The following is a 22211-nucleotide window of genomic DNA, read 5'->3' on the forward strand; positions in this document are numbered from 1 at the left end:
GTGCGCTTTAGCGCATCTCTTCCGCTGGAGTTACGCCCAAGATACCCAAACCGTGAGAAATTACAACGCTTACGGACTTGATCAGGGCGATTTTCGCCTGTGATGCTGGGATGTTGTCTTCCTGAAGGAAACGCAGCGACGTATCGTCGTTGCCGCGGTTCCACAACCCGTGCAGTTCTGACGCGAGGTCATAGAGGTAGAACGCAATGCGGTGCGGCTCATGACCCTTGGCTGCGATCTCAACCAAACGCGGCCATTCAGCAAGCTTGGCTGCCAGCGCAAGTTCAGCTTCATGTGCCGCGAGCGACAGATCGGCGTTCGCCAGATCAGACGTATCAATCCCCGCCTCAGCCGCCTTACGGAGGACCGAGTGGATCCGCGCAGACGCGTACTGAACGTAGAACACAGGGTTGTCTTTGGACTGTTCTGTGACTTTGTCGAAATCAAAATCAAGCGGCGCGTCATTCTTGCGCGTCAGCATATGGAACCGCGTCACATCTGCGCCGACCTGCTCAACCAGATCGCGCAGCATGATGAACGTGCCTGCCCGTTTGGACATCTTGAACGGCTCACCGTTCTTGAACAGTTTCACCAATTGCGTGAGCTTGATATCGAGTGGAACGCTGTTGCCAGACAGTGCCGCAACCGCCGCCTTCATCCGCTTCACATAGCCGCCGTGATCCGCACCAAACACATCAATTAGCTCATCAAAGCCTCTGGTAACCTTATCAAAATGGTACGCGATGTCTGGCGCGAAATAGGTCCATGCACCGTCAGACTTCTGGATCGGCCGATCAACGTCATCGCCAAATTCCGTGGATTTGAACAACGTCTGTTCCCGTGCTTCCCAATCTTCAGGCAGCTTGCCCTTCGGCGGCGCAAGCGTGCCGCGGTAGATCAGGCCCTTAGCATCAAGATCCGCAATCGCCGCTTCAATCCGGCCCGTGCCGTAGAGCGATTTTTCGGAATAGAACACGTCCATCTTCACGCCGATTGACGCCAGATCATCGCGGATCATGTCCATCATCGCGTCCGTGCCGAATGTGCGCACATCCTCAAGCCAGACGTCCTCGCCCTCACCTACATAGGCATCCCCCACCTTGGCCTTCAACGCCTCACCCGCAGCGATCAGATAATCACCGGGATAGGTTCCGTCCTCAAACGTGACCTCTTGGCCGTGGGCCTCAAGATACCGCAGATAGACAGAGCGCGCCAAAACATCGACCTGCGCGCCGCCATCATTGATGTAATATTCCCGCGTCACGTCATAGCCCGCGTAATCCAGCAGGGACGCCAAAGCATCGCCAAACACGGCCCCACGCGTGTGACCCACGTGCAACGGCCCTGTCGGGTTCGCGGAAACATATTCCACGTTCATCTTTTTGCCCGCACCCAAGGTTGAGCGCCCGAACGTCGCATCCGTCAGCGCTGAGCGCACAACGCCCGCCCAAACATCATCCTTCAGGCGCAGGTTCAAAAACCCCGGACCTGCGACCTCGGCACTGACAATACGAGCATCTGCCGCAAGTTTCGCCGCCAGCGCATCCGCGATATCGCGTGGCTTTGCCTTCGCAGGCTTGGCCAGAACCATCGCCGCATTGGTCGCCATATCGCCATGGCTCGCGTCTCGTGGCGGCTCAACGGCAACGTTGTCAAAGGCCAACCCAGCGGGCAAAACCCCTTCGGTGGTCAGCTCAGTCAAACAGTCGATTACAAGCGCGCGTATGTCGGCAAACAGGTTCATGGTTCTTTCCTTCTGCGAACTGCCCGTTTAGCACTTACGCATCCTACGTCAACGCGCGTTCCACTTGGGGCAAACGCACCTCTCGATTGGTTGCGCATTCTCTCCCACAATGACCAGTCAGCCGCGACGTACATCAATACCCTAAACACAAATCAGGAAAAACCAGCATTCCGGTTCACACCAAAGTCGGCTCTGCGGGACAGAGCCGGCATCGGATACGATTGCTGCAATGTCTGCTAACTATGCGAAGTTCCGGTGTGGCTCGCAAAATGATCTGCAGCCTAGAGAGCATTGCTAATTTGCTATGGATCGGTGATTTCCAAGCACTGGGTGCAAAAACTGTCTTCCATACAGTTGGGTAAAGTCTGGTAAATTTGTCTATCATTGGCCCAAGTGACAATAATATCGGTAACCGACACACGCCGAGAATCGTACTTACAATCTTGGTTTCCGAACCCCGTTTGCATTCCACAATCACGCGGCACGCTGTGCCAAAGCGCTTTTGCACGGACCGCCATAAATTCGACTGCGGCTGGGTCAGCACCATGTGTCTGAAGCCAGTTTGCCCTAGCTTGAAAGTGAGCCGAGCATGAAAGCAGATTTCCTTCGCCTTGAGCAAGCAACCGTGAACCGCTGAAAACCATTAGTATCGCCATGGGTCGCAGTATTCTGAGAATTGACAGCATGTTCGTTCAAAACCTTCTAAAGCCTAAAGAACCAATAGCGGACATCGGTGCAGATTGCAGCATCTGTGACTCTGGGCTCGAAGCGGACTTTCGCCGCAAACGCGCCTAACCCGCCAACCGCTTGTGGGTTTCCAGTGCAAAGCGGTCCGTCATGCCTGAGATGTAATCAGACACGATCCGCGCCAGCGCGGTTTCTCCGTCAGCGTCCGCCACATCCTTGCGCCATTGCTTAGGCAAATGGCTTGGATCGGCCATGAACAGCGGGAATAGGTCTTCGACAACTTGGGTCACTTCCGTGCGCATTTTCACAACGCTTGGCGCGCGATACATCTGTGAAAACAGGAACTTACGCACCACCTTAAGGTCAGCCCAAAGTGCAGGCGAAAACTGCACCATCATCCGCCCCGCACCGCGAATGTCCGCGCAGGTCTTAGGGGTTAGGGCCTCAAGGTTTGCGCGGCTCACGGCAATCACATCCTCAACCAGCACCCCAAAGAAACGCCGCAGCGCTTCGTGGCGGCGCCGGTCGGTATCTAGGTTCGGATACTTTGCATCAACCTCACGAAAACAATCACCCACGATAGGCAATTGCAGCAAATCATCCGTACCAAACAGCTCAGCGCGCAGCCCGTCGTGAATGTCATGGTGATTATAGGCAATATCATCTGACAGCGCCGCAACCTGCGCCTCGGCACTGGCATGGGTGCTTAGCTCCAAATCATGCCGCGCATTATATTCCTCCAACGCATAGGGCACAGGCACATCAACTGGCCCGTTGTGCTTGGCGATCCCTTCCAAGGTCTCCCACGTCAAGTTCAGCCCGTCCCAGTCCGCGTAGTGGCGTTCAAGCGAAGTCACAATCCGGATCGCCTGCGCATTGTGGTCAAACCCACCGTAAGGCTGCATCAGCGCGCCCAACGCATCCTCACCGGTATGACCAAACGGCGTGTGCCCAAGGTCATGGGCCAGCGCGACAGCCTCGGTCAGCTCAGCGTTCAAACCCAGCACACCCGAAATCGTACGCGCCACTTGCGCGACCTCAATGGAATGGGTCAGGCGCGTGCGGAAGTAATCGCCCTCATGTTCCACGAACACTTGGGTTTTATGTTTCAGGCGTCGAAACGCGCTGGCATGGATGATCCGGTCACGGTCCCGCTGAAACGGAGAGCGAAATTCGCTTTCCTCCTCGGAATACAACCGCCCACGGCTTTCCGCCGGACTGCATGCATATGCTGCCGTCATCTCTGTCCCTCGTATATTCCGGCGACACTACCTTGCCGCCTCTGCCTCCCCTTCCTATATTGAACCCAACGCCCAACCTAAAGGCCGCAATCATGTTGACCCTCCCGCCCAAAGTGACCCCACGCGCATTCGAACGCCTCGCCGAAATCGGCGCCAACGAGAGCGGCAAAGCCTTGCGCATCGGCGTTAAGGGTGGCGGCTGTTCCGGTTTTGAATACGAAATTGATCTCGACGCCCCCAAAGATGACGATCTTGTCCTCGAAGGGTCTGGCGAAAAGGTTATCATCGACACGGTGTCATTACCGTTTCTCGCAGACGCTACCATCGACTTCACCGAAGAACTCATCGGTGCGCGTTTCGTGATCGAAAACCCCAACGCCAGCAGTTCATGTGGCTGTGGCGTTAGCTTTTCGATGTAATTTGAACCCATATCAAACTCATATGGATCCCATACGGTTTCCATATGCAGCCCACACGCTTGTTTTCGCCCGCAAACCCGTCCACAAACACGACGTAAATCGGGGGTGATCCATGAAAATCGCGACATTCAACATCAACGGCGTTAAAGCCCGCATCGGCGCTCTGACCGAGTGGCTGGAAACGTCCAAGCCTGACGTCGCACTGTTGCAGGAAATCAAATCCGTCGACGAAGGCTTCCCCCGCGAACACTTTGAAAACCTCGGCTACACCGTCGAAACCCACGGGCAAAAAGGTTTCAACGGCGTCGCGATCCTGTCCAAACTCCCGCTCGAAGATATCAGCCGCGGTCTACCCGGCGCCGAGGGCGCGGGCCGTGAAGGGGTCGACGACATCGAAGCCCGCTACATTGAGGCCACCGTTATCGGTGATAAGCCCGTACGCGTGTGCGGACTGTACCTGCCCAACGGCAACCCCGCACCGGGCCCGAAATATGACTACAAACTGCGCTGGATGGAACGCCTAAAGGCCCGCGCCGAAGAGCTCATGATACTTGAAGAACCCTTCCTAATGGCCGGAGATTACAACATAATTCCGCAACCAGAAGATGCAAAATGCCCCGAAGCATGGACAGATGACGCCCTGTTTCGCCCCGACAGCCGCGCCGCGTTTCGCCGCCTGTTGAACCTTGGCCTGACCGAGGCTTTCCGCGCTTGCCATCAAGGCGCCGGGCATTATTCGTTCTGGGACTATCAAGCCGGTGCATGGGACCGCAACGACGGCATCCGCATCGACCACTTTTTACTGTCAAATCAATGTGCTGACCTGCTGAAGGACTGTTGGATCGAAAGTGAAGTTCGTGGCCGCGAAAAGCCATCAGACCACGTGCCTGTCTGGGTCGAACTGGACGCCTGACCTATTTGGTCACGTCATGCCCGTACAGCCAATCCATTCGCCCCATGAAAGCACTTGGCGCGACTTTTCCCATTACTTTCAAGCCAGTATGCGCCACAGTTCGCGCAACACCTGAAAGGTGATAGTTGCGTGCATTCGCATTCGCCGCGTTTATCGCGCGGGTGACACGGGGTATTCGTAGGCTTTCATAGCTTCCCAACGCTGCGGCGACGTCGGGCGCTTCACTACAGCACCGTGCCAACACGAACGCATCCTCAATCGCTAGGTTTGCTCCTTGCGCAAGGAACGGCAACGTCGGGTGCGCCGCATCCCCGAGAATACAAACTCCGTCCCGCCCCCATGTTTCAGCAACGGGATGACGGAACAAACCCCACAGGTGAACCTCATCCACCTGCCCCAGAATGCCTTTCAATCGGCCGGACGTGTTACGGAACGCTTGGCGCATATTGCCTGCTTCGTCGCGGTGCGCCCATCCTTCGGCAGCCCATTGCTGGCGTTCTTGTACAGCCACAACGTTAAGCCGCCCGCCCGACACAGGATAGGTCACGACATGACGCCCCGGTGCCATCCAAATACGTGCCACGGGGTCAGCATCGGGCGCATCGATCAAAGCGCGCCACGCGACCTGCCCTGTAAAAAACGGTTCTTGCACACCATTCAGTGCGACCCGCGTTTGCGAATGAATACCTTCCGCCCCTACAACAAGGTCCGCATCCATATCCGCCGCATTCACCTTAGACCCAAGACGAATATCAACGCCTGATTGACGGCATCCTTCGGCAAGCACCTCAATCAAATCCGCGCGGTGAAAGAACCGATACGGCGGCCTCGCCATCCCCGTCAGGTCAAACCGCGTGACGGCTTGGCCGCGCACGGCATCCATTGGCTCAACAGCCATCGCGGTAACGCCAACCGCATCCAACGCGTCCCCTAAGCCCAATGCTTCAAGGGCGCGGGCACCGTTCGGGGTAATCTGCAGCCCTGCTCCAACTTCCGTAAGTTTTGGCGCTTGCTCATGCAGTTCCACCTTGGCGCCGGACTTGGCAAAGGCCAACGCCGCCGTCAGCCCCCCAATGCCGCCACCCACAACGCAAATGCGGCGGCCCCTGTTGGAGCCGCCGCTGAATATCTCATCACTGTTTAGCAAGGAATTACCCCAATCAGTCGTTCCGGTGAATTTTCTCACGACGCTCGTGACGCTCTTGCGCCTCAAGGCTCATGGTTGCGATCGGACGTGCATCAAGACGTTTCAGGCTGATCGGATCACCCGTTACGCTGCAATATCCAAATTCACCCTCTTCGATACGACGCAGGGCGCTATCGATTTTGGCAACCAGCTTGCGCTCACGGTCGCGCGTGCGCAACTCTAGCGAGCGGTCAGTTTCCTCAGACGCGCGGTCTGCAACATCAGGAATGTTGCGTGTGCCATCTTTCATCGCCTCGATCGTGTCGCGGCTGTCTTCTAGGATTTCATTACGCCAGTTCATCAACTTTCGGCGGAAATATTCCACCTGCTTTTCGTTCATGAATGGTTCGGAATCGGCCGGAACATAGTCGTCCGGCAAGAATGCTTCTGCCTTCATTTTCGCCTCCTTAGAGGCGGGCGACGCAGATAGATTTTTCTCGTTTGACACTAAAGATACCCCCTCTTTGCGCTTCCTTTACTCCCTCGCGGGCATAGTGTCACCCCCCAAGAAGATCAACTATTCATGGGTTGAAGCTGGGCGGTGGAATGATACCGTAATTTTCAAAGAAATTCATGACAAGCAGGCCACTTATGCGTTTTACCGGAACAGATTCTTACGTCGCGACAGATGACCTTACAGTTGCGGTGAACGCCGCCGTTACGCTTGAACGTCCGTTGCTGGTGAAGGGCGAACCTGGCACTGGAAAAACCGAACTCGCGCGACAGGTGAGTGCGGCGCTCGGTTTGCCGATGATTGAATGGCACATCAAGTCCACGACCAAGGCCCAACAAGGCCTTTACGAATATGACGCCGTAAGCCGCCTGCGTGACAGCCAGCTGGGTGACGAAAAGGTCAACGACGTGGCCAACTACATCAAACGCGGCAAGCTTTGGCAGGCCTTTGAGGCCGAAGGCCGCGTCGTGCTGTTGATCGACGAGATCGACAAAGCCGATATCGAATTCCCAAACGATCTATTGCAAGAACTCGACCGGATGGAATTTCACGTCTACGAAACGGGCCAGACCGTGAAAGCTAAGCAGCGCCCGATCATGATCATCACATCCAACAATGAAAAAGAACTGCCAGACGCCTTCCTGCGCCGTTGTTTCTTTCACTACATCCGCTTTCCTGACATCGACACGATGCGCAAAATCGTTGAGGTCCACCATCCTGGCATCAAAGACGAATTGCTAACCGCAGCGCTGACGCAATTTTACGATGTGCGAGAGCAACAAGGCCTCAAAAAGAAGCCGAGCACATCTGAAGTTTTGGATTGGTTGAAATTGCTGTTGGCAGAAGACCTGACGGCGGAAGACCTGAAAAGTGACGGCACCACAGCGCTTCCCAAACTTCACGGTGCTTTGTTGAAGAACGAACAGGATGTGCATTTGTTTGAACGTTTGGCGTTTATGGCGCGCGGCGGGCGTTAAACACCGCCTACCCCCACGCCAGCGGGTCGAGGTTCAACAGAATCGAAATTTGCTTGTAGACCTCGGGGTATTCTTCGTGGAACTTCTCGGGTTTCTCAAAGAAGACCTCGATCGAAACGGCCAGGAACTCAACGTAATTGGTGGCCGCATATGAATCTAGAACCGTCTTTCGATTACGTCCCACATTCGCAACATGGGCCTCATACCCCCGCATGATGGCCGCTTCCCAGTCTTGGTGGCTTTGCCCTTTCGCCAAAATCGGCACGCCATTCGTGTCACCTGACAGCGCGTCCAGCTGATGCGCGAATTCATGGAGAATAAGGTTGTGGCCGTCCTCGTCGTTCACACCACCCTGTTCCGCATGGGGCCACGACAAAACGACCGGCCCATGTCGCCAGCTTTCTCCAAGGCGCACTTCTTTGGTTTCCGTGACCAAATAGCCGTCCTGCCTTTGTTGTTTTGAATGAAACGCACCGGGATAGAGTAAAACCGTGTGAAGGGTATTGTACCACACATCCGAATTAACGATCAGCAAACAGGCCTGCGCGGACAGCGACAATTCCACTTCGCGATCTACAACCACGCCGTTCTTTCCGTAAATCCGCACTTGGCTGAGGAACAAGTTCATCTTGCCCTGCAAGCGCCCCTGCAACTCTGGTGGTAGTTTCGCAACCAGTGGGACCCAATCGATGACAGTGGCCCAGTCCTGCGCCGACAGTTTTGATACCAGCAATTGCATGCGTCGCCGGCGTTTGGACCACGCCCGGTAAATCACTCCGAAAATCGGAACCAGCAGCAAATACCATGCCCACATTTTTCTCTACCTACATCTAGTAGCAGCCCGCGCCATGGGCACTAACCTATTGAGTCTTTTGAATCACACCATGCCAGCATTTGCCCATGGTGTGCAGATTTATGGCGCTATTCCACCCTTTTTTCCCCTTTAAATAAGAAGTCCGACGTTGCGTCGCGGAATTGCCCAATTTCGCACCCACTCGGGCCTCAGTCCGCTGGCAGGTTCAGGACTGAGTTAAAAGGAGAGCAGAGTTGACCAAGGCAAAAATGCCGGTCTCAAAGCACCGCATGTCACGGACCGAAGATGTCCGGGCGCGACAGGTGTGGACCGAAGAACTGACCTTTATTAAGGCCAGCGCAGATTGCGTTGATCCTTCCGGAATGGATCCTTACGGCCCGTCAGGCCGTGCGAGATCGTGGGGAACCACATGAACCGTACGTTCCGTCGCATGCTGGCGCTTTCGGTCATGTTTATGACCGCCTGTACCCCTATTCCCCAATCACCGACCTTGCCGACCCGTACAATGGGCTTGCAAGACAGCTTGCCGCCAATGCGCTCTTTCGCTGGCAGCCGCGTTAACACGCCGACACGGTCCAACCGTGAAATCGGCAAGGATTTCATGGACCTTGCATTCCGCATGGAAAGCGGCCGTGTTGTTGCCCGCCTGACACGTTTTGAGGCCCCGATCTCAGTTCGTGTCACCGGCGATGTACCGCCAAGCCTGACACCTGACCTGCGCGCCCTCCTTGGACGCCTTCGCAATGAGGCTGACATTGATATCTTTATGACGGGTGCAGGTTCCGCATCCATTACCGTCGAAGCAATTCCGCGTTCTGTTTTGAACGCTGCCGTACCGCGTGCCGCCTGTTTTGTGGTTCCGCGCGTGTCATCCTGGGAAGAATTTAAAACCGTGCGCCGCACGCCGACTGTTGACTGGACCACGCTTGAACGCCGCGACCGTGCCGCTGTTTTTGTGCCCTCTGACGTCGCACCCCAAGAAATCCGCGACTGTTTGCACGAAGAACTGGCCCAAGCCCTTGGCCCGCTGAACGACCTTTACCGTCTATCGGACTCCGTCTTCAACGACGACAACATCCACGCTGTTCTGACATCCTTCGACATGCTGGTTTTGCGTGCATACTACGACCCTGCTCTGCGCAACGGCATGTCACGCGGCGAAGTAGCGGCGCGCCTTGATCCGATCTTGTCCCGCCTCAACCCTGCAGGCGATACCCAAATGCCACGGCCACGCAATGACACGACGCGCGATTGGATCGAGAATATCGAGACCGCGCTAACCGCCGGTTCCTCTGCCAACCGCCGCCGCAGCGCCGCCCTTCAGGCTGTCAGCCTTGCTGGCGCGATGAACTGGTCTGGCCCGCGTGACGGATTTGCGCATTACGCCTTTGGCCGCCTGAACGTCGGCTATGACAGCGATATCGCGCTCGCCTCCTTCAACGAAGCCCTGCGTATCTATAACCGCTCTTCTGAAACCCGCCTGCATGCCGCACACGTGTCTGTTCAACTGGCAGCATTCGCTCTGTCAGCAGGAGATGGCGCAGCAGTCCTGAACCTCGTAGACAGCGCCATGCCCATCGCGGCCGCCCATGAAAACGCAGCCCTTCTCGCGACCTTGATGATGTTCAAAGCGGAAGCGTTAGAAATGACCGGGCGAACATCCGAAGCGAGTGCTGTACGCATGGACTCTTTAGGCTGGGCGCGGTACGGATTTGGCGCGAACGCCAATGTTCGCGCGCGCTTGCGGGAAATCGCTTCGCTTAATCCACTCAAAGGGATCTAACACATGATTTTTCCACTCGGCGGTCTGGTTTTAGGGGCACTGCTGGGGGCATATCGTGCGAAATCCCGGGGTGGGAACACCGCTGACATGGCGCAATATGGTGCCGTCTACGCCATGATCCTTGGCGTGATCGGCCTGTTCATCATGATCATCATCACACGCATGTACGCCTGATGTTTTTACCCTTCTTCGACCAGCTTCGAAGAGGTGGAGTGCCAGTCTCCCTGCGCGAGTATCTGACTTTCCTTGAAGGCATGCGCGCGGGTCTTGTGACCTATGATATTGAGGCGTTCTATTTCCTTGCCCGCACCTGCATGGTCAAGGACGAGCGCAACATCGACAAGTTTGATCGTGCCTTTGCCGCCTCGTTTGAGGGCCTTGAGGCAATTCCAGCTGAGGCCGTCATGGAGGCCGTGGATATCCCGCAAGATTGGCTTGAGAAAATGGCCGAAAAGCATCTCAGCGCCGAGGAAAAGGCCGAGATTGAAGCGCTGGGTGGCTTTGATAAGCTTATGGAGACCCTCAAGAAACGGCTTGAGGAACAAAAGGGCCGCCACCAAGGGGGCAACAAATGGGTCGGCACGGCTGGCACCTCCCCCTTTGGCGCCTATGGGTATAACCCCGAAGGCGTGCGCATCGGCCAGAACGAATCCCGCCACCAACGCGCGGTTAAAGTCTGGGACAAACGCGAATTCCGCAATCTCGATGACAGTGTCGAAATCGGCACCCGCAACATCAAAATCGCGCTGAAACGTCTGCGCAATTGGGCGCGTGATGGCTCTGCCGAAGAACTGGACCTGAACGGCACTATCCGCGCCACCGCCGAACACGGCTATCTGGATGTCAAAACACGCCCCGAACGGCGCAACGCGGTGAAGGTCCTGTTGTTCCTCGATATCGGCGGTTCCATGGACCCGCACATCAAACTGGTTGAGGAATTGTTCAGCGCCGCAAAGTCCGAATTCAAACATTTCGAACACTTCTATTTCCACAACTGCCTGTATGAAGGCGTGTGGCGCGACAACCGCCGCCGTTGGGACGCGCAAACCCCAACATGGGAGATACTGCGCACCTACGGATCTGATTATAAATGTATTTTCGTCGGCGATGCTTCCATGTCGCCCTACGAAATCGCCTATGTTGGCGGCGCGAATGAGCACTACAATCAGGAAGCGGGCCAAACATGGCTGGAACGCGCACGCGATCAGTGGCCCAATCATCTTTGGCTTAATCCGCTTGATGAACGCTACTGGCGATACACACAATCTATCCAAATGATCGACCAAATATTTGGTCCGGGCCGAATGGTCCCTATGACGCTGGACGGCATTACACGCGGTATGAAACTGCTGACATGATCAAACACCTTTGGCAGACGAACCGATTGGCGCTCATGGCGTTTGTCGTCGCGCTCGGCGCGCTATTCTATTTTGGCGGAAAGACCATAAGCTCTGCGATTTATTGGATGGACCCCGCCCATCAAGAACAGCCCCTCGCAGGCTGGATGACGCCCCGCTATGTGGCGCTTTCCTACAAATTGCCGCGTGAATACGTGCTTGAGGCCCTGTTCATTGGCCCTGACGCACCGCCCCACCGCGTTTCCCTCGAAACCATCGCGCAGGAAAACAACGTGACATTGGCCGAGCTACAGGCCCGCATCGACGCCGCAACCGCACGTTTAGAAGCGGACAAAGAAGCCCGCAACAATGACTGATTTTATCGTCGAACTGCTGGTGGAATACGGCGCAACCATCGTGTTCTTTGTAACGTTCCTAAGTTGCCTCGCGATCCCGATACCCTCGTCCTTGCTGATGCTGGCATCTGGTGGCTTTGCGGCGGCTGGGGATTTGTCGTTGATGGCCGTTGGCCTTGGCGCATTTAGCGGCGCGGTCTTGGGCGACAACTCCGGCTACTGGATCGCGCGCAAATTTGGCAAACGGCTGGATGATTGGCTGGCCCGCCATCCCAAACGCGCCGCGCTTCGCGCCCGCAGCGCAGCCTTCATGGAAAAACGCGGCGGCTCGTCTGTGTTTTTCTCCTGCTGGCTGGTCGCGCCTCTTGGCCCCTACATGAACTACTTCTGTGGCATCACGCGGTATGACTGGCTGCGTTTTGCGCTCTGGGGCATGGCGGGCGAAGCCGTTTGGGTCAGCCTCTATGTCGGGCTTGGCCACACCTTTGCCGACAACATCTCAGGCATCGCCAGCTTGCTCGGCAACGCCTCCGGCTTCATCACCGCCCTCGTCGCGGTAATCGCCCTCGGGTACTGGCTGATCCGTGCAAGCAAAAAGAAACAAACGCCGTAGCGCCTTGCCGCCTCGCGCTATTGGCCCCATATCTACTCCATGCTCAAGTTTCTCCCCATCCTGCTCGCCCTTGGATACGGTATCGTCATGTATCGCCTGTCCGCATGGCGCACGACGCGGGAACTGGATGAAAAATCCACCGAACTGGCAGACACCAAACTGCGCCAGCTGACGGCGCAAATGGCGGACGTGGTCGAACTGCCCCGCATCAAGGTCTACATCTACGAAATCGAACCGGTAAACGGCCTCGCCGCCCCTGACGGGCGCATCTTCATCACCCGCGGTTTCTTCAACAAATACAAAGACGGTGAAGTCACCGCCGATGAAATGGCCTCCGTCATTGCTCATGAACTTGGCCACGTCGCTCTGGGCCACTCGCGCCGCCGCATGATCGACTTTTCCGGCCAAAACGCGCTGCGCACGGCCCTCGCGATGGTGCTGTCACGCTTTTTACCTGGCGTCGGCCCGATGATCGCAAACGCCGCGATGTCCATGCTCATGGCGCGCCTGTCGCGCTCGGATGAATACGAGGCCGACGCTTACGCCTCCGCCCTTCTCATCAAGGCAGGCATCGGCGTGCAGGCGCAAAAAGACCTGTTTGAGAAACTCGAACACCTCACGGGGGCACGCGGCGCGTCCCAACCAGCTTGGCTCCTCAGTCACCCCAAAACGCCCGAACGCATCGCCGCGATCGAGGCAAACGAGGCCAAATGGGGCGCATAACCCTTACTTTCTTTGGCTCTCAAATACTCTGGGGGAGTCCGAAGGACGGGGGCTAGCCCCCCTTGATCGGATTGGCGCAGCCAATTCGAAACTACCCAAGTAGCTTTCCCAGACGTGGCAAGCGGGCTTTACGCATAAGTTTGCGCATCTCCCATGGCTCACCGGACAAACGCCGCGCCTCGTTCAACACAGCCTCGCCAACAGCGCGAACCGCCTCGGGGTTTGAGACGGCCAAACCAATCAAAAATCCATCAGGGTCAACACGTTCCAGACCTTCGTCCGCCAGTTCGCCCCGTGGAAAATCTTTGGCATTCACCGTCATGATCGCATCCGCAGAACAGCCAACGGCGGCTGCAAGCACATGAATGTCGTTCGGGTCCGGCAACCAAAGCCGCGCTTCGACCCCTTGCGGGATCTTCACCTCAGCTCGGGGAAAGCGGGCTTTAACGCCCGCGATCTCGCCGCGTGCAATCGTCTCACCCTCAGGCCCGATCTTGCGCGCCGCCCGCGCCCATTCTTCCAAGATGCGCGGCGACCAGCGGGGCTCAAACAACCCCTGCTCCGCCACGCCCAGAACGACCTCCCGCATCACGGTCGGGTACAAAACGCAGGCGTCGATCAGTACTCTCATAGTCTAAAGGCAAGCGCCTTTAGATAACCGCTTTCTGCCAATTGCGGCAGCAACGGATGGTCTGGTCCAGCTTGACCTGTGTAAACCAATTGGCTGCGACGCCCACCACGGCCGATGCCGCGGGCAGATGCATCGCGGAACCGCTTGAGGTCCGCGGCGTGGGAACACGAACACAGCACCAGGTAGCCGCCCTCTTTCACCAGCGGGGCCGCCAAACGCGCCACACGTTCATAAGCCCGCAGGCCTTTTTCCGCAGTTTGTTTGGACGGCGCGAAGGCTGGTGGATCACAGATCACAACGTCAAAGGTTTCGCCCTCAGCGCCCAAGGCTTCCAAAACATCAAAGGCATCGCCTTGGCGGGTGGTGAATTTGTCGGACACGCCAGCAGCCTCAGCCCCCTTCTGTGCCAGTTCCAAAGCTGGCGCTGATCCGTCCACTGCAACCGCAGACGCCGCGCCATTGGCCAAAGCCGCCAATGAAAACCCACCGACATGGCTGAACACATCCAGCACCTTGCCGCCTTTGGCCAGACCCGCCGCAAAGGCGTGGTTGGGACGTTGATCAAAGAACAGGCCCGTCTTCTGGCCGCCCATGATATCTGCCATATAGGTAGCGCCGTTCATTTGCACAGGCACAGGGCCATCAGGGGCCGTGCCATGCACGACCACCATTTCTTCATCCAAACCTTCAAGGCTGCGCGCGCGGCCTGTGCCGTTCTTGACCACGGTTGAAACACCCGTCACAGCGACCAGTGCTGCAACGATCACTTCAATCATGACTTCGGCGTAGGCTGCATTCGGCTGGATCACCGCCAGATCGCCAAAGCGGTCAATGATAATACCGGGCAGCCCGTCGGCTTCGGCGTGGACAAGGCGGTAATAGGACTCATGGTATAGCGTTTCGCGGTGCTGCAACGCGCGGGACAGCTTGGCCTCAAACCACGCTTGGTCGATCACCGCATCGGTGTCGAAATCCAGCATACGCACGGCGATTTTGGAAAGCGGGTTGATCGTGCCAAGCCCCAGCGGGCGACGTTCCGCATCTTCCAGCACGACAAGGCTGCCTAGTGTGGCCCCTTTCGTGCGACGGTCCATCACCAATTCGTTGGCGAAGACCCACGGGAAACCATGGCGAATTACTTGCGGTTTTGCTTTTGGAAGCAGGCGAACGATTGAATAAGGGGCGGGGGCGTGTTCAGGGGGCTGTGTCATAACAGCCCCCTTAAACGGTTCATCTTAGGTTGGAAAGCGGATCAACTGCCTGCTTGCTCAATTGACACAACATTGGTCAAACCTGACAGCTCATCCGTGAACAGCTGCGTCAGGTGCGCGGTGATGCGAACCTTTTGGCCTTGGCCTGCGTTGTCTGCTGCAAGGGCGGCGTAACCACCAAGAGCTGGCAAATCGCCATTAATACGGCGCGTTTCTTCCAGAACCTCACCTGTAGCAGCGTCACGAACCGTCAAATCAAATTTGATCGAGTGTACACCACCCACAGAATAGCGTGTGCGTTCTGTCAAGGAGTGAAAGCGCACCAGATCAACATCAACGATCACTGGGGTCTCGCCGGACAGGTTGGTACCTGCAGCCTGAATGGATGTCTGGAATATCGCGGAGATCTGCTCCAAGCGATTACCAAGCGGGTCACCACGCCAAACAATGTCGGCGATTGGGTAATAGGAGTTTGCTTCCGAGACACGCAAATCAGACGGCGCCGCAAAGCGGATCGCGTCCAAGGAATAGTTCCGAACAACCTCAACTTGCTCAACCGCGGCGATGCGGGGAGTCTCAAGTGGGGCGTTTCGTGTAACGGTGTCCACACCGGAACAGGCTGTAAGGGCGGCGGCAACTGCGCCAAATGCAACGGTTTTCAGTAGTAGTTTCATTATATCCTCCGGGGCTTTGCCCAGTTATTTGCCCCCCACGAGGCACCTTTTATATGGCCCGCGAGTTGAGGCAGAAATGTGGTTAACAAAAGGTTATTGAGGGGAAGTTGCATGAAGAAGGCGTGGCAGAACGCGCATTGTTAGCGCTAACCATATATGCTATGCGATACTCGAAAACTGAATCTAGCAGGACACTATGGCCCTTAATTCCACCATCGCCCGCGTGACGGACCGCATTATCGCCCGTTCCGAAGGCCCTCGTCGTATCTACCTTGACCGCATGGCCGCCGCCGCAGCCGAAGGCCCGCGCCGTGCGCATTTAACTTGCGGCAACCAAGCCCACGCTTACGCCCCCATGGGTGAAGACAAAGACGTGCTTGTGGCTGAGAAAGCCCCCAACATCGGCATCATTACCGCCTACAATGACATGCTGTCGGCCCATCAGCCGTTTGAAACCTACCCCGAAAAAATCCGCGCCGCCGCCCGTGCGGCTGGGGGTACGGCCCAAGTTGCAGGCGGGGTGCCATCCATGTGTGACGGTGTGACTCAAGGCCAGACTGGGATGGAACTATCGCTGTTTTCGCGCGATGTGATTGCGCTCGCTGCGGGTGTTGGCCTGTCCCACAACGTGTTTGATTCCGCGCTTTATCTTGGGGTTTGCGACAAAATCGTTCCCGGTCTGATCATGGCCGCCGCGACCTTTGGCTATATTCCGGGGATGTTCGTGCCTGCCGGTCCTATGACATCCGGCCTGCCCAACGATGAAAAGGCAAAGGTCCGCCAAGAGTTCGCCAAGGGCAACATTGACCGCGCCGAACTGATGAAGGCCGAAATGGCGTCCTACCACGGTCCGGGCACCTGTACGTTCTACGGCACCGCCAACACAAACCAGATGTTGATGGAATTCATGGGGCTGCACCTGCCCGGTGCGTCTTTTGTGAACCCGCATACCGATCTGCGCGAAGAACTGACCATTCAGGCGACGAAACGCGCGTTGCAGATCACGGCTCTTGGCAACGAATACACCCCTGTCAGCGATATCCTCAACGAAAAGGCATTTGTGAACGGCCTTGTCGGGTTGATGGCGACGGGTGGGTCCACCAACCTCGTCCTTCACCTCCCTGCTATGGCACGCGCTGCTGGTGTGATCCTTGATCTTGAAGATTTCTCAGACATTTCGGCTGTGACGCCGCTGATGGCCAAGGTCTATCCAAACGGTCTGGCGGACGTGAACCACTTCCACGCGGCAGGTGGTTTGCAATTCATGATTGGCAACCTGCTAGACGCTGGCCTGATGCACGAAGACGTCAAGACCGTCGCGGGTTCTGGAATGGGGCTTTATACGTTTGAGCCCGAAATTCTGAATGGTGGCTTTCATTACCGCGAGGGCCCAAAAGAAACCCACAACGACAAGATCCTGCGCCCTGCGTCTGACCCGTTCGCCCCGCAAGGTGGCTTGGTCCAGCTTAGCGGCAACATCGGGCGCGGCGTGATCAAGATTTCCGCCGTCGCCGAAGACCGCCACGTGATCGAAGCACCTGTGCGCATCTTCCATGAACAACACGACTGCAAAGCGGCCTTCCAAGCGGGTGAGCTGACGGAAGACACGATCGTCGTCGTGCGCTTTCAGGGGCCGAAATCAAACGGTATGCCTGAATTGCACTCGCTGACCCCTACCCTGTCAGTCCTACAAGACCGCGGCCTAAAGGTTGCCTTGGTGACCGACGGGCGTATGTCTGGCGCATCCGGCAAGGTCCCTGCCGCGATCCACGTGGCCCCCGAAGCCGCAGACGGCGGCCCGATCTCGCTGCTTCGCGACGGTGACATCGTGCGTCTGGACGCCAAGAATGGGACACTTGAATGCCTCACCGACCTGACAGGTCGCACCCCTGCCACCGCTGATCTCTCCGGCAATGGCAACGGCGTCGGACGTGAGTTGTTTGAAATCTTCCGCCGCTCTGTTGGTCCGTCTACTGACGGCGCTGCGGTGGTGCTATAACGCTCTCTTGATCTTGCTTTTGTTTCATAAATATCCCCGCCGGAGGCTCCAAAACGGGCCAAACGCGTCACTTCTAAGGAAATTCCCATGACCCCCGAACACGCTTCCGAACTCGCCACAAAGGTCTGCGCTCTGGCCCCAGTTGTTCCCGTTCTTGTCGTTGATGACGCAGCAGTTGCTGGCGATCTCGCAACAGCGCTTATCGCCGGTGGTCTGCCCGCCCTCGAAGTGACTCTGCGCACGCCTGCGGCCCTCGACGTGATCCGCGAAATGGCGAAGGTCGAAGGCGGCGTTGTAGGCGCCGGAACCTTGCTGACGTCAAAGGATGTCGAAAACGCAAAGGCCGCAGGCGCGACGTTCGGTGTTTCACCGGGTGCCACGGACCGCTTGCTGGATGCTTGCGAAGCCAATGACCTACCCTTGCTTCCCGGTGCGGCGACGTCTTCGGAATCCATGAAATTGCTTGAACGCGGCTACACCGTGCAAAAGTTCTTTCCTGCCGAAGCAAACGGCGGTGCTGCGGCGCTGAAAGGCATCGGTGGCCCATTGTTGGCTGTGAAGTGGTGCCCGACCGGTGGCGTTAGCCTTGCCAATGCGCCACAGTACCTTGGCCTGTCCAACACGTTGTGCGTGGGCGGATCATGGGTTGCACCAAAGGATCTTGTTGATGCAAACGACTGGGCTGGCATTACTGCGCTCGCATCAGAAGCCGCAGCGCTGGAACGTTAGAAATCTGACGGGAAAACGGCTCGTGCCGCGCAAAAAATCAGATCTAGCACGTGGACGCACAACGTGTCGTTCCTAATCGACCGCGTTCGCTAAATGGCCGCTTCCGCGTCAGTCAACGACCCTTCCGCGCCGCCCACCGCGCCGTTTGGGAGCATGTGGCGCTAAGAGACCTTCGCGCAGCGTAATTGTCATTGGATGGTGATCTGTTCCCAATCCGTGACGCGCCAAAAGTGCGGCAATGCCTACGGCACTCACGCCCTGATAGCTGAGGGCCCAGTCAAGAAAAATCGAGCGACACTCTGCCGTGCTGATGCCCTCAATCTTGTAGGATTCTTCGATCAATCCTTTCGGATCAAGATCATCACCCTTCGCCATTCTCGTCTCCTACCAATCGCGCAACCACTGTCGCCGCTTTGCGCGATACCTCATCCATTTGCGCGATCAAAGCTTCAAGACTATCTGCCCCTGTTTCGCGCAAGACAAAGCGCTTGCCGCCTTCGCCCAGTTTTTCTGCGTCCAGCCCGGACCCCAACAGCAGTTGCGCGGCCGCCTGAACGGTCCAACACAATGCCGCCGCGTCCAACAAAGCTGCGCTGTCTGCGGCGCTTAGGTTGCCACTGACGACCTGATGCGCCGTATCCCGCGCAACTTGACCGGCTTGCAGCGCAACCATTTGGCCGGAAAGTTCGACATCTTGCAAACGCCCTGCCCCGATTTTGGCATCCCACGCGCCGTCCGGCGCTTTTGCATCGGCAATCCGTCGGCGCATGTCACCCACATCACCTGCGATGGTTTCGCCGTTCGATTTGGCCGCCAGCACGCGTGCACGCACGGCTTCAACATCTGCGGCCAAATCAGAAGCACCCGCTACAACCCGCGCACGGGTCAGCGCAAGGTGCTCCCACGTCCACGCCTCATTCATTTGGTAATCTTCAAAGCCCGAAAACGCGGTCGCGACAGGTCCCTGCCCCCCAGACGGACGCAACCGCATATCCACCTCGTACAACCGCCCTTCCGCCATTGGCGCGGTAATTGCTGTCACCATCGCCTGCGTCAAACGGGCGTAATAGGGGCGCGTGGCGAGCGGGCGTTTGCCTTCAGAACTGTCGATACCCAGCCCATCATAAATAACAATCAAATCCAGATCAGACGCCGCATGTAACCGGCCCGCACCAAGGCTGCCCATCCCGACAACAACCGCACCCCGCCCCGGTGGTGGCCCGTGCTTGGTTGCGAAATGGTCGACGACAATCGGGAAAACCGCGCTCAGCACGGACTGTGCAAGATCGGCATATTGACGACCTGCCGATTCTGCATCCACCAGCCCACGCAGGTGATGTACGCCAACGCGGAAGTGCCACTCTTTTTGCCAACGACGCGCGGCATCTAGGCGTGTTTCATAATCGCCTGCCCGTTCCAGCACACCACGCAACATCGCTAATAGCGCCTCAGGCCCTGGCCAGTCCGAAAAGAAATCACCGCCGATCACGGCATCAAACACGGCTGCATTCCGCCCAAGATACTGTGCTAACGCTGGTGCTGTCGCGGCAATATCAACCATCAACTGCGTTAACTGCGGGTTGGCCTCAAACAGGGAAAACACCTGCACCCCCGCCGGAAGCCCTGCCAGAAATCCATCAAACGCCAACAGCGCCTCGTCCGGCTTGGCGGCATCCTGCAAGGCCTCTAACAGGCGTGGTTTCACCCGATCAAAGATCGCCACGGCTCTGTCGGAACGCAGAGCCGGATAAGTCAGCCAGCGCTCTGTGATGTTTTCCCCGAAGTCTGAAACAGGCGCAGCCTCGGTCGGGGCGAAGAACCCTTCGGTCAACATGTGGACCTCCTCAAGGCGGTCGTGCAAGTCTGCGCGTAACGCGTTGTCCTCGACCCCCATAAACGCCGCCAAACGGGCAAAACCTTCATCCGTGTTGGGTAGGTCATGGGTTTGCGCGTCATTGAGCATTTGTAAACGATGTTCGGCCTCGCGGTGGTAGCGATAGTGGTCAGTCAGCACATCCGCGTCCGACTGTTCCACCCACCCCGCGCCCGCAAGTGCGGCCAGCCCGTCAACGGTCCCACGACAGCGCAATTGGGGGTCGCGCCCGCCAGCAATCAACTGGCGCGTCTGGGTGAAAAACTCGATCTCGCGTATCCCGCCCCGCCCGAGCTTCATATTATGCCCCGGCAGTGAAATCGGCCCGCCAAGCCCCTTGTGTTCACGAATGCGCAGGCGCATGTCATGGGCGTCCTGAATTGCCACGAAATCCAGATGCTTGCGCCACACAAATGGCGTGAGGGTTTTTAAGAACCCTTCACCCGCAACGATATCCCCCGCCGAGGCCCGCGCCTTGATATAGGCCGCGCGCTCCCACGTGCGCCCGACGCTCTCGTAGTACCGTTCGGCGGCTTCCATGCTCAGGCAAACAGGCGTTACAGATGGATCAGGGCGCAGGCGCAGGTCGGTGCGAAAGACATAGCCCCCTTCGGTTAAGTCACTAAGAAGCGCCGCCATCTTGCGCGTGACACGCACGAATGCCGCGCGGGCGTCGTGGAAATCGTCAGGGTCGAAACGGGTTTCGTCAAACAGGCAAATCAGGTCGATGTCGCTGGAATAGTTCAGCTCAAACGCGCCGCCTTTGCCCATGGCGATGCTACACATGCCCGCGGCGGTTTCGGCGTCGGCCTCAACCTGACCGGGGATTTTGCCACGTGCAATTTCAGCGCCCACAAGCCGCTTTAGCGCCACATCAACCGCTCCGTCCGCCAATCGTGACAAGGCGGTGGTTACCTGTTCAAGCGTCCAAATTCCACCCAAGTCTGCCAGCCCCGTCAGCAACGCAATGCGCCGCTTGGCTTGGCGCAAACCCGTCGCAAGATCGGGCAATGGCAGCGCGGCAATCGCTGTCAGTTCGGCCTCAAGCGCATCTTCTGGTGCTTCAAATGCGCTACGCAACCAGTCGCCATCACGGGTTAGCAACCCGTTCAAATAGGGGCTGCACCCCGCCGCCCCTGCCACAAGTTCGCGCAGCGACGCGTCAAAATCGCCATACGCGCTGGCAGCATCAGCGCCAAGGGCGGCGTCAAACGGTGTGGGGGTGCGGGTGATACGGGATGAAAATGTCATGGGCCGACATTGGTCCGCCCATTCGGTCTGGTCAATCGCAACCCGCCTTGGCATCTTGAAAACATGAGCAAAAGTTTGAAACGAGTCACCCGTGCGCTGGCCGATGCAGGCCATGATATCACCCCGCTAGAAATGCCCGGTGAAACCCGCACCGCACAGCAAGCAGCGGATGCTGCGGGCTGCCATCTGGACCAGATCGCCAAATCGATCATCTTTCAGGGCGAAACATCCGGCAAGGCCATCCTGTTCATCACCGCAGGCGGCAACCAAGTGGATGCGGCCAAAGCCAGCGCGGTTGCAGGCGAACCATTGGGCAAAGCCGACGCCGCCCTGATCCGCGCCCAAACGGGCTTCGCCATTGGCGGCGTATCCCCCATTGGCCACCTAAACCCCATCCGCGCCTTCTGGGATGCGCGGCTGTCGGAATTCGACACCGTCTACGCCGCGGCTGGCACGCCGCGCCATATTTTTCCAATTGCACCAGAGACCATGCAAGGCCTTTCGGGCGCTTCAGTGGCGAATTTTACCCTCTAAACCGCCAAGTAAAGCAACTTAATAAATTTAAAAATCAATACCTTACTATGTAAATGTAAAAA

The 22211-nt window shown here is 57.3% G+C and carries 22 protein-coding genes; 12 read left to right on the forward strand and 10 right to left on the reverse strand.

Annotation, left to right across the window (positions count from 1 at the left end; all coding sequences use genetic code 11):
- Positions 1–7: 7 nt before the first annotated feature.
- Positions 8–1744 carry an arginine--tRNA ligase gene (argS, locus tag OCA8868_RS02895; RefSeq protein WP_093995026.1) on the reverse strand — a complete coding sequence of 579 codons (1737 nt, stop codon included), beginning with the start codon at positions 1742–1744 and terminating at the stop codon, positions 8–10.
- Between the two features lie 791 nt (positions 1745–2535).
- Entirely contained in the window at positions 2536–3672 is a 1137-nt protein-coding gene (locus OCA8868_RS02905) for a deoxyguanosinetriphosphate triphosphohydrolase (RefSeq protein WP_093995028.1), read from the reverse strand.
- Positions 3673–3764: 92 nt separating this feature from the next.
- On the opposite strand from OCA8868_RS02905, the gene OCA8868_RS02910 reads away from it, so the two are divergent.
- Both OCA8868_RS02910 and xth read left to right on the forward strand, forming a co-directional pair.
- A complete protein-coding gene (locus OCA8868_RS02910; RefSeq protein ID WP_179214756.1) occupies positions 3765–4091 on the forward strand; it encodes a HesB/IscA family protein in 327 nt (108 codons plus the stop codon).
- Positions 4092–4203: 112 nt separating this feature from the next.
- Positions 4204–5004 carry an exodeoxyribonuclease III gene (gene xth / locus OCA8868_RS02915; RefSeq protein WP_093995029.1) on the forward strand — a complete coding sequence of 267 codons (801 nt, stop codon included), beginning with the start codon at positions 4204–4206 and terminating at the stop codon, positions 5002–5004.
- A gap of 1 nt (position 5005) precedes the next feature.
- Here xth and OCA8868_RS02920 read toward each other — a convergent pair whose 3' ends face one another.
- Complete coding sequence (locus tag OCA8868_RS02920) at positions 5006–6190, reverse strand: FAD-dependent monooxygenase (RefSeq protein ID WP_306456098.1); 1185 nt, start codon at positions 6188–6190, stop codon at positions 5006–5008.
- Positions 6165–6587: an RNA polymerase-binding protein DksA gene (gene dksA, locus OCA8868_RS02925; RefSeq protein ID WP_093995030.1), complete on the reverse strand. Its 423-nt coding sequence runs from the start codon at positions 6585–6587 to the stop codon at positions 6165–6167. The genes OCA8868_RS02920 and dksA overlap by 26 nt, the downstream gene beginning before the upstream one ends.
- A 194-nt stretch (positions 6588–6781) precedes the next feature.
- Here dksA and OCA8868_RS02930 point away from each other — a divergent pair, with 194 nt between their 5' ends.
- The gene (locus OCA8868_RS02930) at positions 6782–7621 is read left to right on the forward strand and encodes an AAA family ATPase (protein WP_093995031.1); all 840 of its coding nucleotides are present in this window, start codon (positions 6782–6784) and stop codon (positions 7619–7621) included.
- A 7-nt stretch (positions 7622–7628) separates the two neighbouring features.
- Here the strand turns inward: OCA8868_RS02930 and OCA8868_RS02935 are convergent, their stop codons facing one another.
- Positions 7629–8435, reverse strand: a complete 807-nt coding sequence (locus tag OCA8868_RS02935) for a M90 family metallopeptidase (protein ID WP_093995032.1) — start codon at positions 8433–8435, stop codon at positions 7629–7631.
- 409 nt (positions 8436–8844) lie between these two features.
- Between OCA8868_RS02935 and OCA8868_RS02940 the strand changes: the two genes are divergently transcribed.
- From OCA8868_RS02940 to OCA8868_RS02965, 6 genes are read left to right on the forward strand one after another with little or no spacing between them, the layout of a single operon-like run.
- Positions 8845–10218 carry a DUF2927 domain-containing protein gene (locus tag OCA8868_RS02940; RefSeq protein ID WP_093995502.1) on the forward strand — a complete coding sequence of 458 codons (1374 nt, stop codon included), beginning with the start codon at positions 8845–8847 and terminating at the stop codon, positions 10216–10218.
- A 3-nt stretch (positions 10219–10221) separates the two neighbouring features.
- The gene (locus OCA8868_RS16585) at positions 10222–10392 is read left to right on the forward strand and encodes a hypothetical protein (protein WP_179214757.1); all 171 of its coding nucleotides are present in this window, start codon (positions 10222–10224) and stop codon (positions 10390–10392) included.
- A complete protein-coding gene (locus tag OCA8868_RS02950) occupies positions 10392–11576 on the forward strand; it encodes a vWA domain-containing protein (RefSeq protein ID WP_093995033.1) in 1185 nt (394 codons plus the stop codon). The genes OCA8868_RS16585 and OCA8868_RS02950 overlap by 1 nt, the downstream gene beginning before the upstream one ends.
- Positions 11573–11932, forward strand: a complete 360-nt coding sequence (locus tag OCA8868_RS02955) for a hypothetical protein (protein ID WP_093995034.1) — start codon at positions 11573–11575, stop codon at positions 11930–11932. The genes OCA8868_RS02950 and OCA8868_RS02955 overlap by 4 nt, the downstream gene beginning before the upstream one ends.
- Positions 11925–12524 carry a DedA family protein gene (locus tag OCA8868_RS02960; protein WP_093995035.1) on the forward strand — a complete coding sequence of 200 codons (600 nt, stop codon included), beginning with the start codon at positions 11925–11927 and terminating at the stop codon, positions 12522–12524. The genes OCA8868_RS02955 and OCA8868_RS02960 overlap by 8 nt, the downstream gene beginning before the upstream one ends.
- A gap of 39 nt (positions 12525–12563) precedes the next feature.
- A complete protein-coding gene (locus OCA8868_RS02965) occupies positions 12564–13247 on the forward strand; it encodes a M48 family metallopeptidase (RefSeq protein ID WP_093995036.1) in 684 nt (227 codons plus the stop codon).
- A gap of 91 nt (positions 13248–13338) precedes the next feature.
- Here the strand turns inward: OCA8868_RS02965 and OCA8868_RS02970 are convergent, their stop codons facing one another.
- Genes OCA8868_RS02970 through OCA8868_RS02980 form a run of 3 tightly spaced genes read right to left on the reverse strand, consistent with a single transcriptional unit; the run spans position 13339 to position 15763 of the window.
- Positions 13339–13878 carry an RSP_2648 family PIN domain-containing protein gene (locus OCA8868_RS02970; protein WP_093995037.1) on the reverse strand — a complete coding sequence of 180 codons (540 nt, stop codon included), beginning with the start codon at positions 13876–13878 and terminating at the stop codon, positions 13339–13341.
- Positions 13875–15089, reverse strand: a complete 1215-nt coding sequence (locus tag OCA8868_RS02975) for an RSP_2647 family RNA methyltransferase (protein ID WP_093995038.1) — start codon at positions 15087–15089, stop codon at positions 13875–13877. Before OCA8868_RS02975 ends, OCA8868_RS02970 begins: the two co-directional genes overlap by 4 nt.
- Positions 15090–15130: 41 nt before the next feature.
- Complete coding sequence (locus OCA8868_RS02980; protein WP_245848009.1) at positions 15131–15763, reverse strand: DUF6778 family protein; 633 nt, start codon at positions 15761–15763, stop codon at positions 15131–15133.
- Positions 15764–15959: 196 nt separating this feature from the next.
- Here OCA8868_RS02980 and edd point away from each other — a divergent pair, with 196 nt between their 5' ends.
- Positions 15960–17762 carry a phosphogluconate dehydratase gene (gene edd, locus OCA8868_RS02985; protein ID WP_093995039.1) on the forward strand — a complete coding sequence of 601 codons (1803 nt, stop codon included), beginning with the start codon at positions 15960–15962 and terminating at the stop codon, positions 17760–17762.
- Positions 17763–17849: 87 nt separating this feature from the next.
- Complete coding sequence (gene eda, locus OCA8868_RS02990; RefSeq protein WP_093995040.1) at positions 17850–18491, forward strand: bifunctional 4-hydroxy-2-oxoglutarate aldolase/2-dehydro-3-deoxy-phosphogluconate aldolase; 642 nt, start codon at positions 17850–17852, stop codon at positions 18489–18491.
- 108 nt (positions 18492–18599) lie between these two features.
- Here eda and OCA8868_RS02995 read toward each other — a convergent pair whose 3' ends face one another.
- Positions 18600–18866, reverse strand: coding sequence for a hypothetical protein (locus OCA8868_RS02995; protein ID WP_093995041.1), 267 nt, complete (start codon positions 18864–18866; stop codon positions 18600–18602).
- Positions 18853–21615 (reverse strand): bifunctional [glutamate--ammonia ligase]-adenylyl-L-tyrosine phosphorylase/[glutamate--ammonia-ligase] adenylyltransferase, encoded by a 2763-nt coding sequence (gene glnE, locus OCA8868_RS03000; protein WP_093995042.1) that lies wholly within the window; start codon positions 21613–21615, stop codon positions 18853–18855. Before glnE ends, OCA8868_RS02995 begins: the two co-directional genes overlap by 14 nt.
- A 63-nt stretch (positions 21616–21678) precedes the next feature.
- Here glnE and OCA8868_RS03005 point away from each other — a divergent pair, with 63 nt between their 5' ends.
- Positions 21679–22149, forward strand: coding sequence for a YbaK/EbsC family protein (locus OCA8868_RS03005; RefSeq protein ID WP_093995505.1), 471 nt, complete (start codon positions 21679–21681; stop codon positions 22147–22149).
- Positions 22150–22211 lie beyond the last annotated feature (62 nt).

This window comes from Octadecabacter ascidiaceicola (assembly GCF_900185015.1).
GTDB lineage: Bacteria > Pseudomonadota > Alphaproteobacteria > Rhodobacterales > Rhodobacteraceae > Octadecabacter > Octadecabacter ascidiaceicola.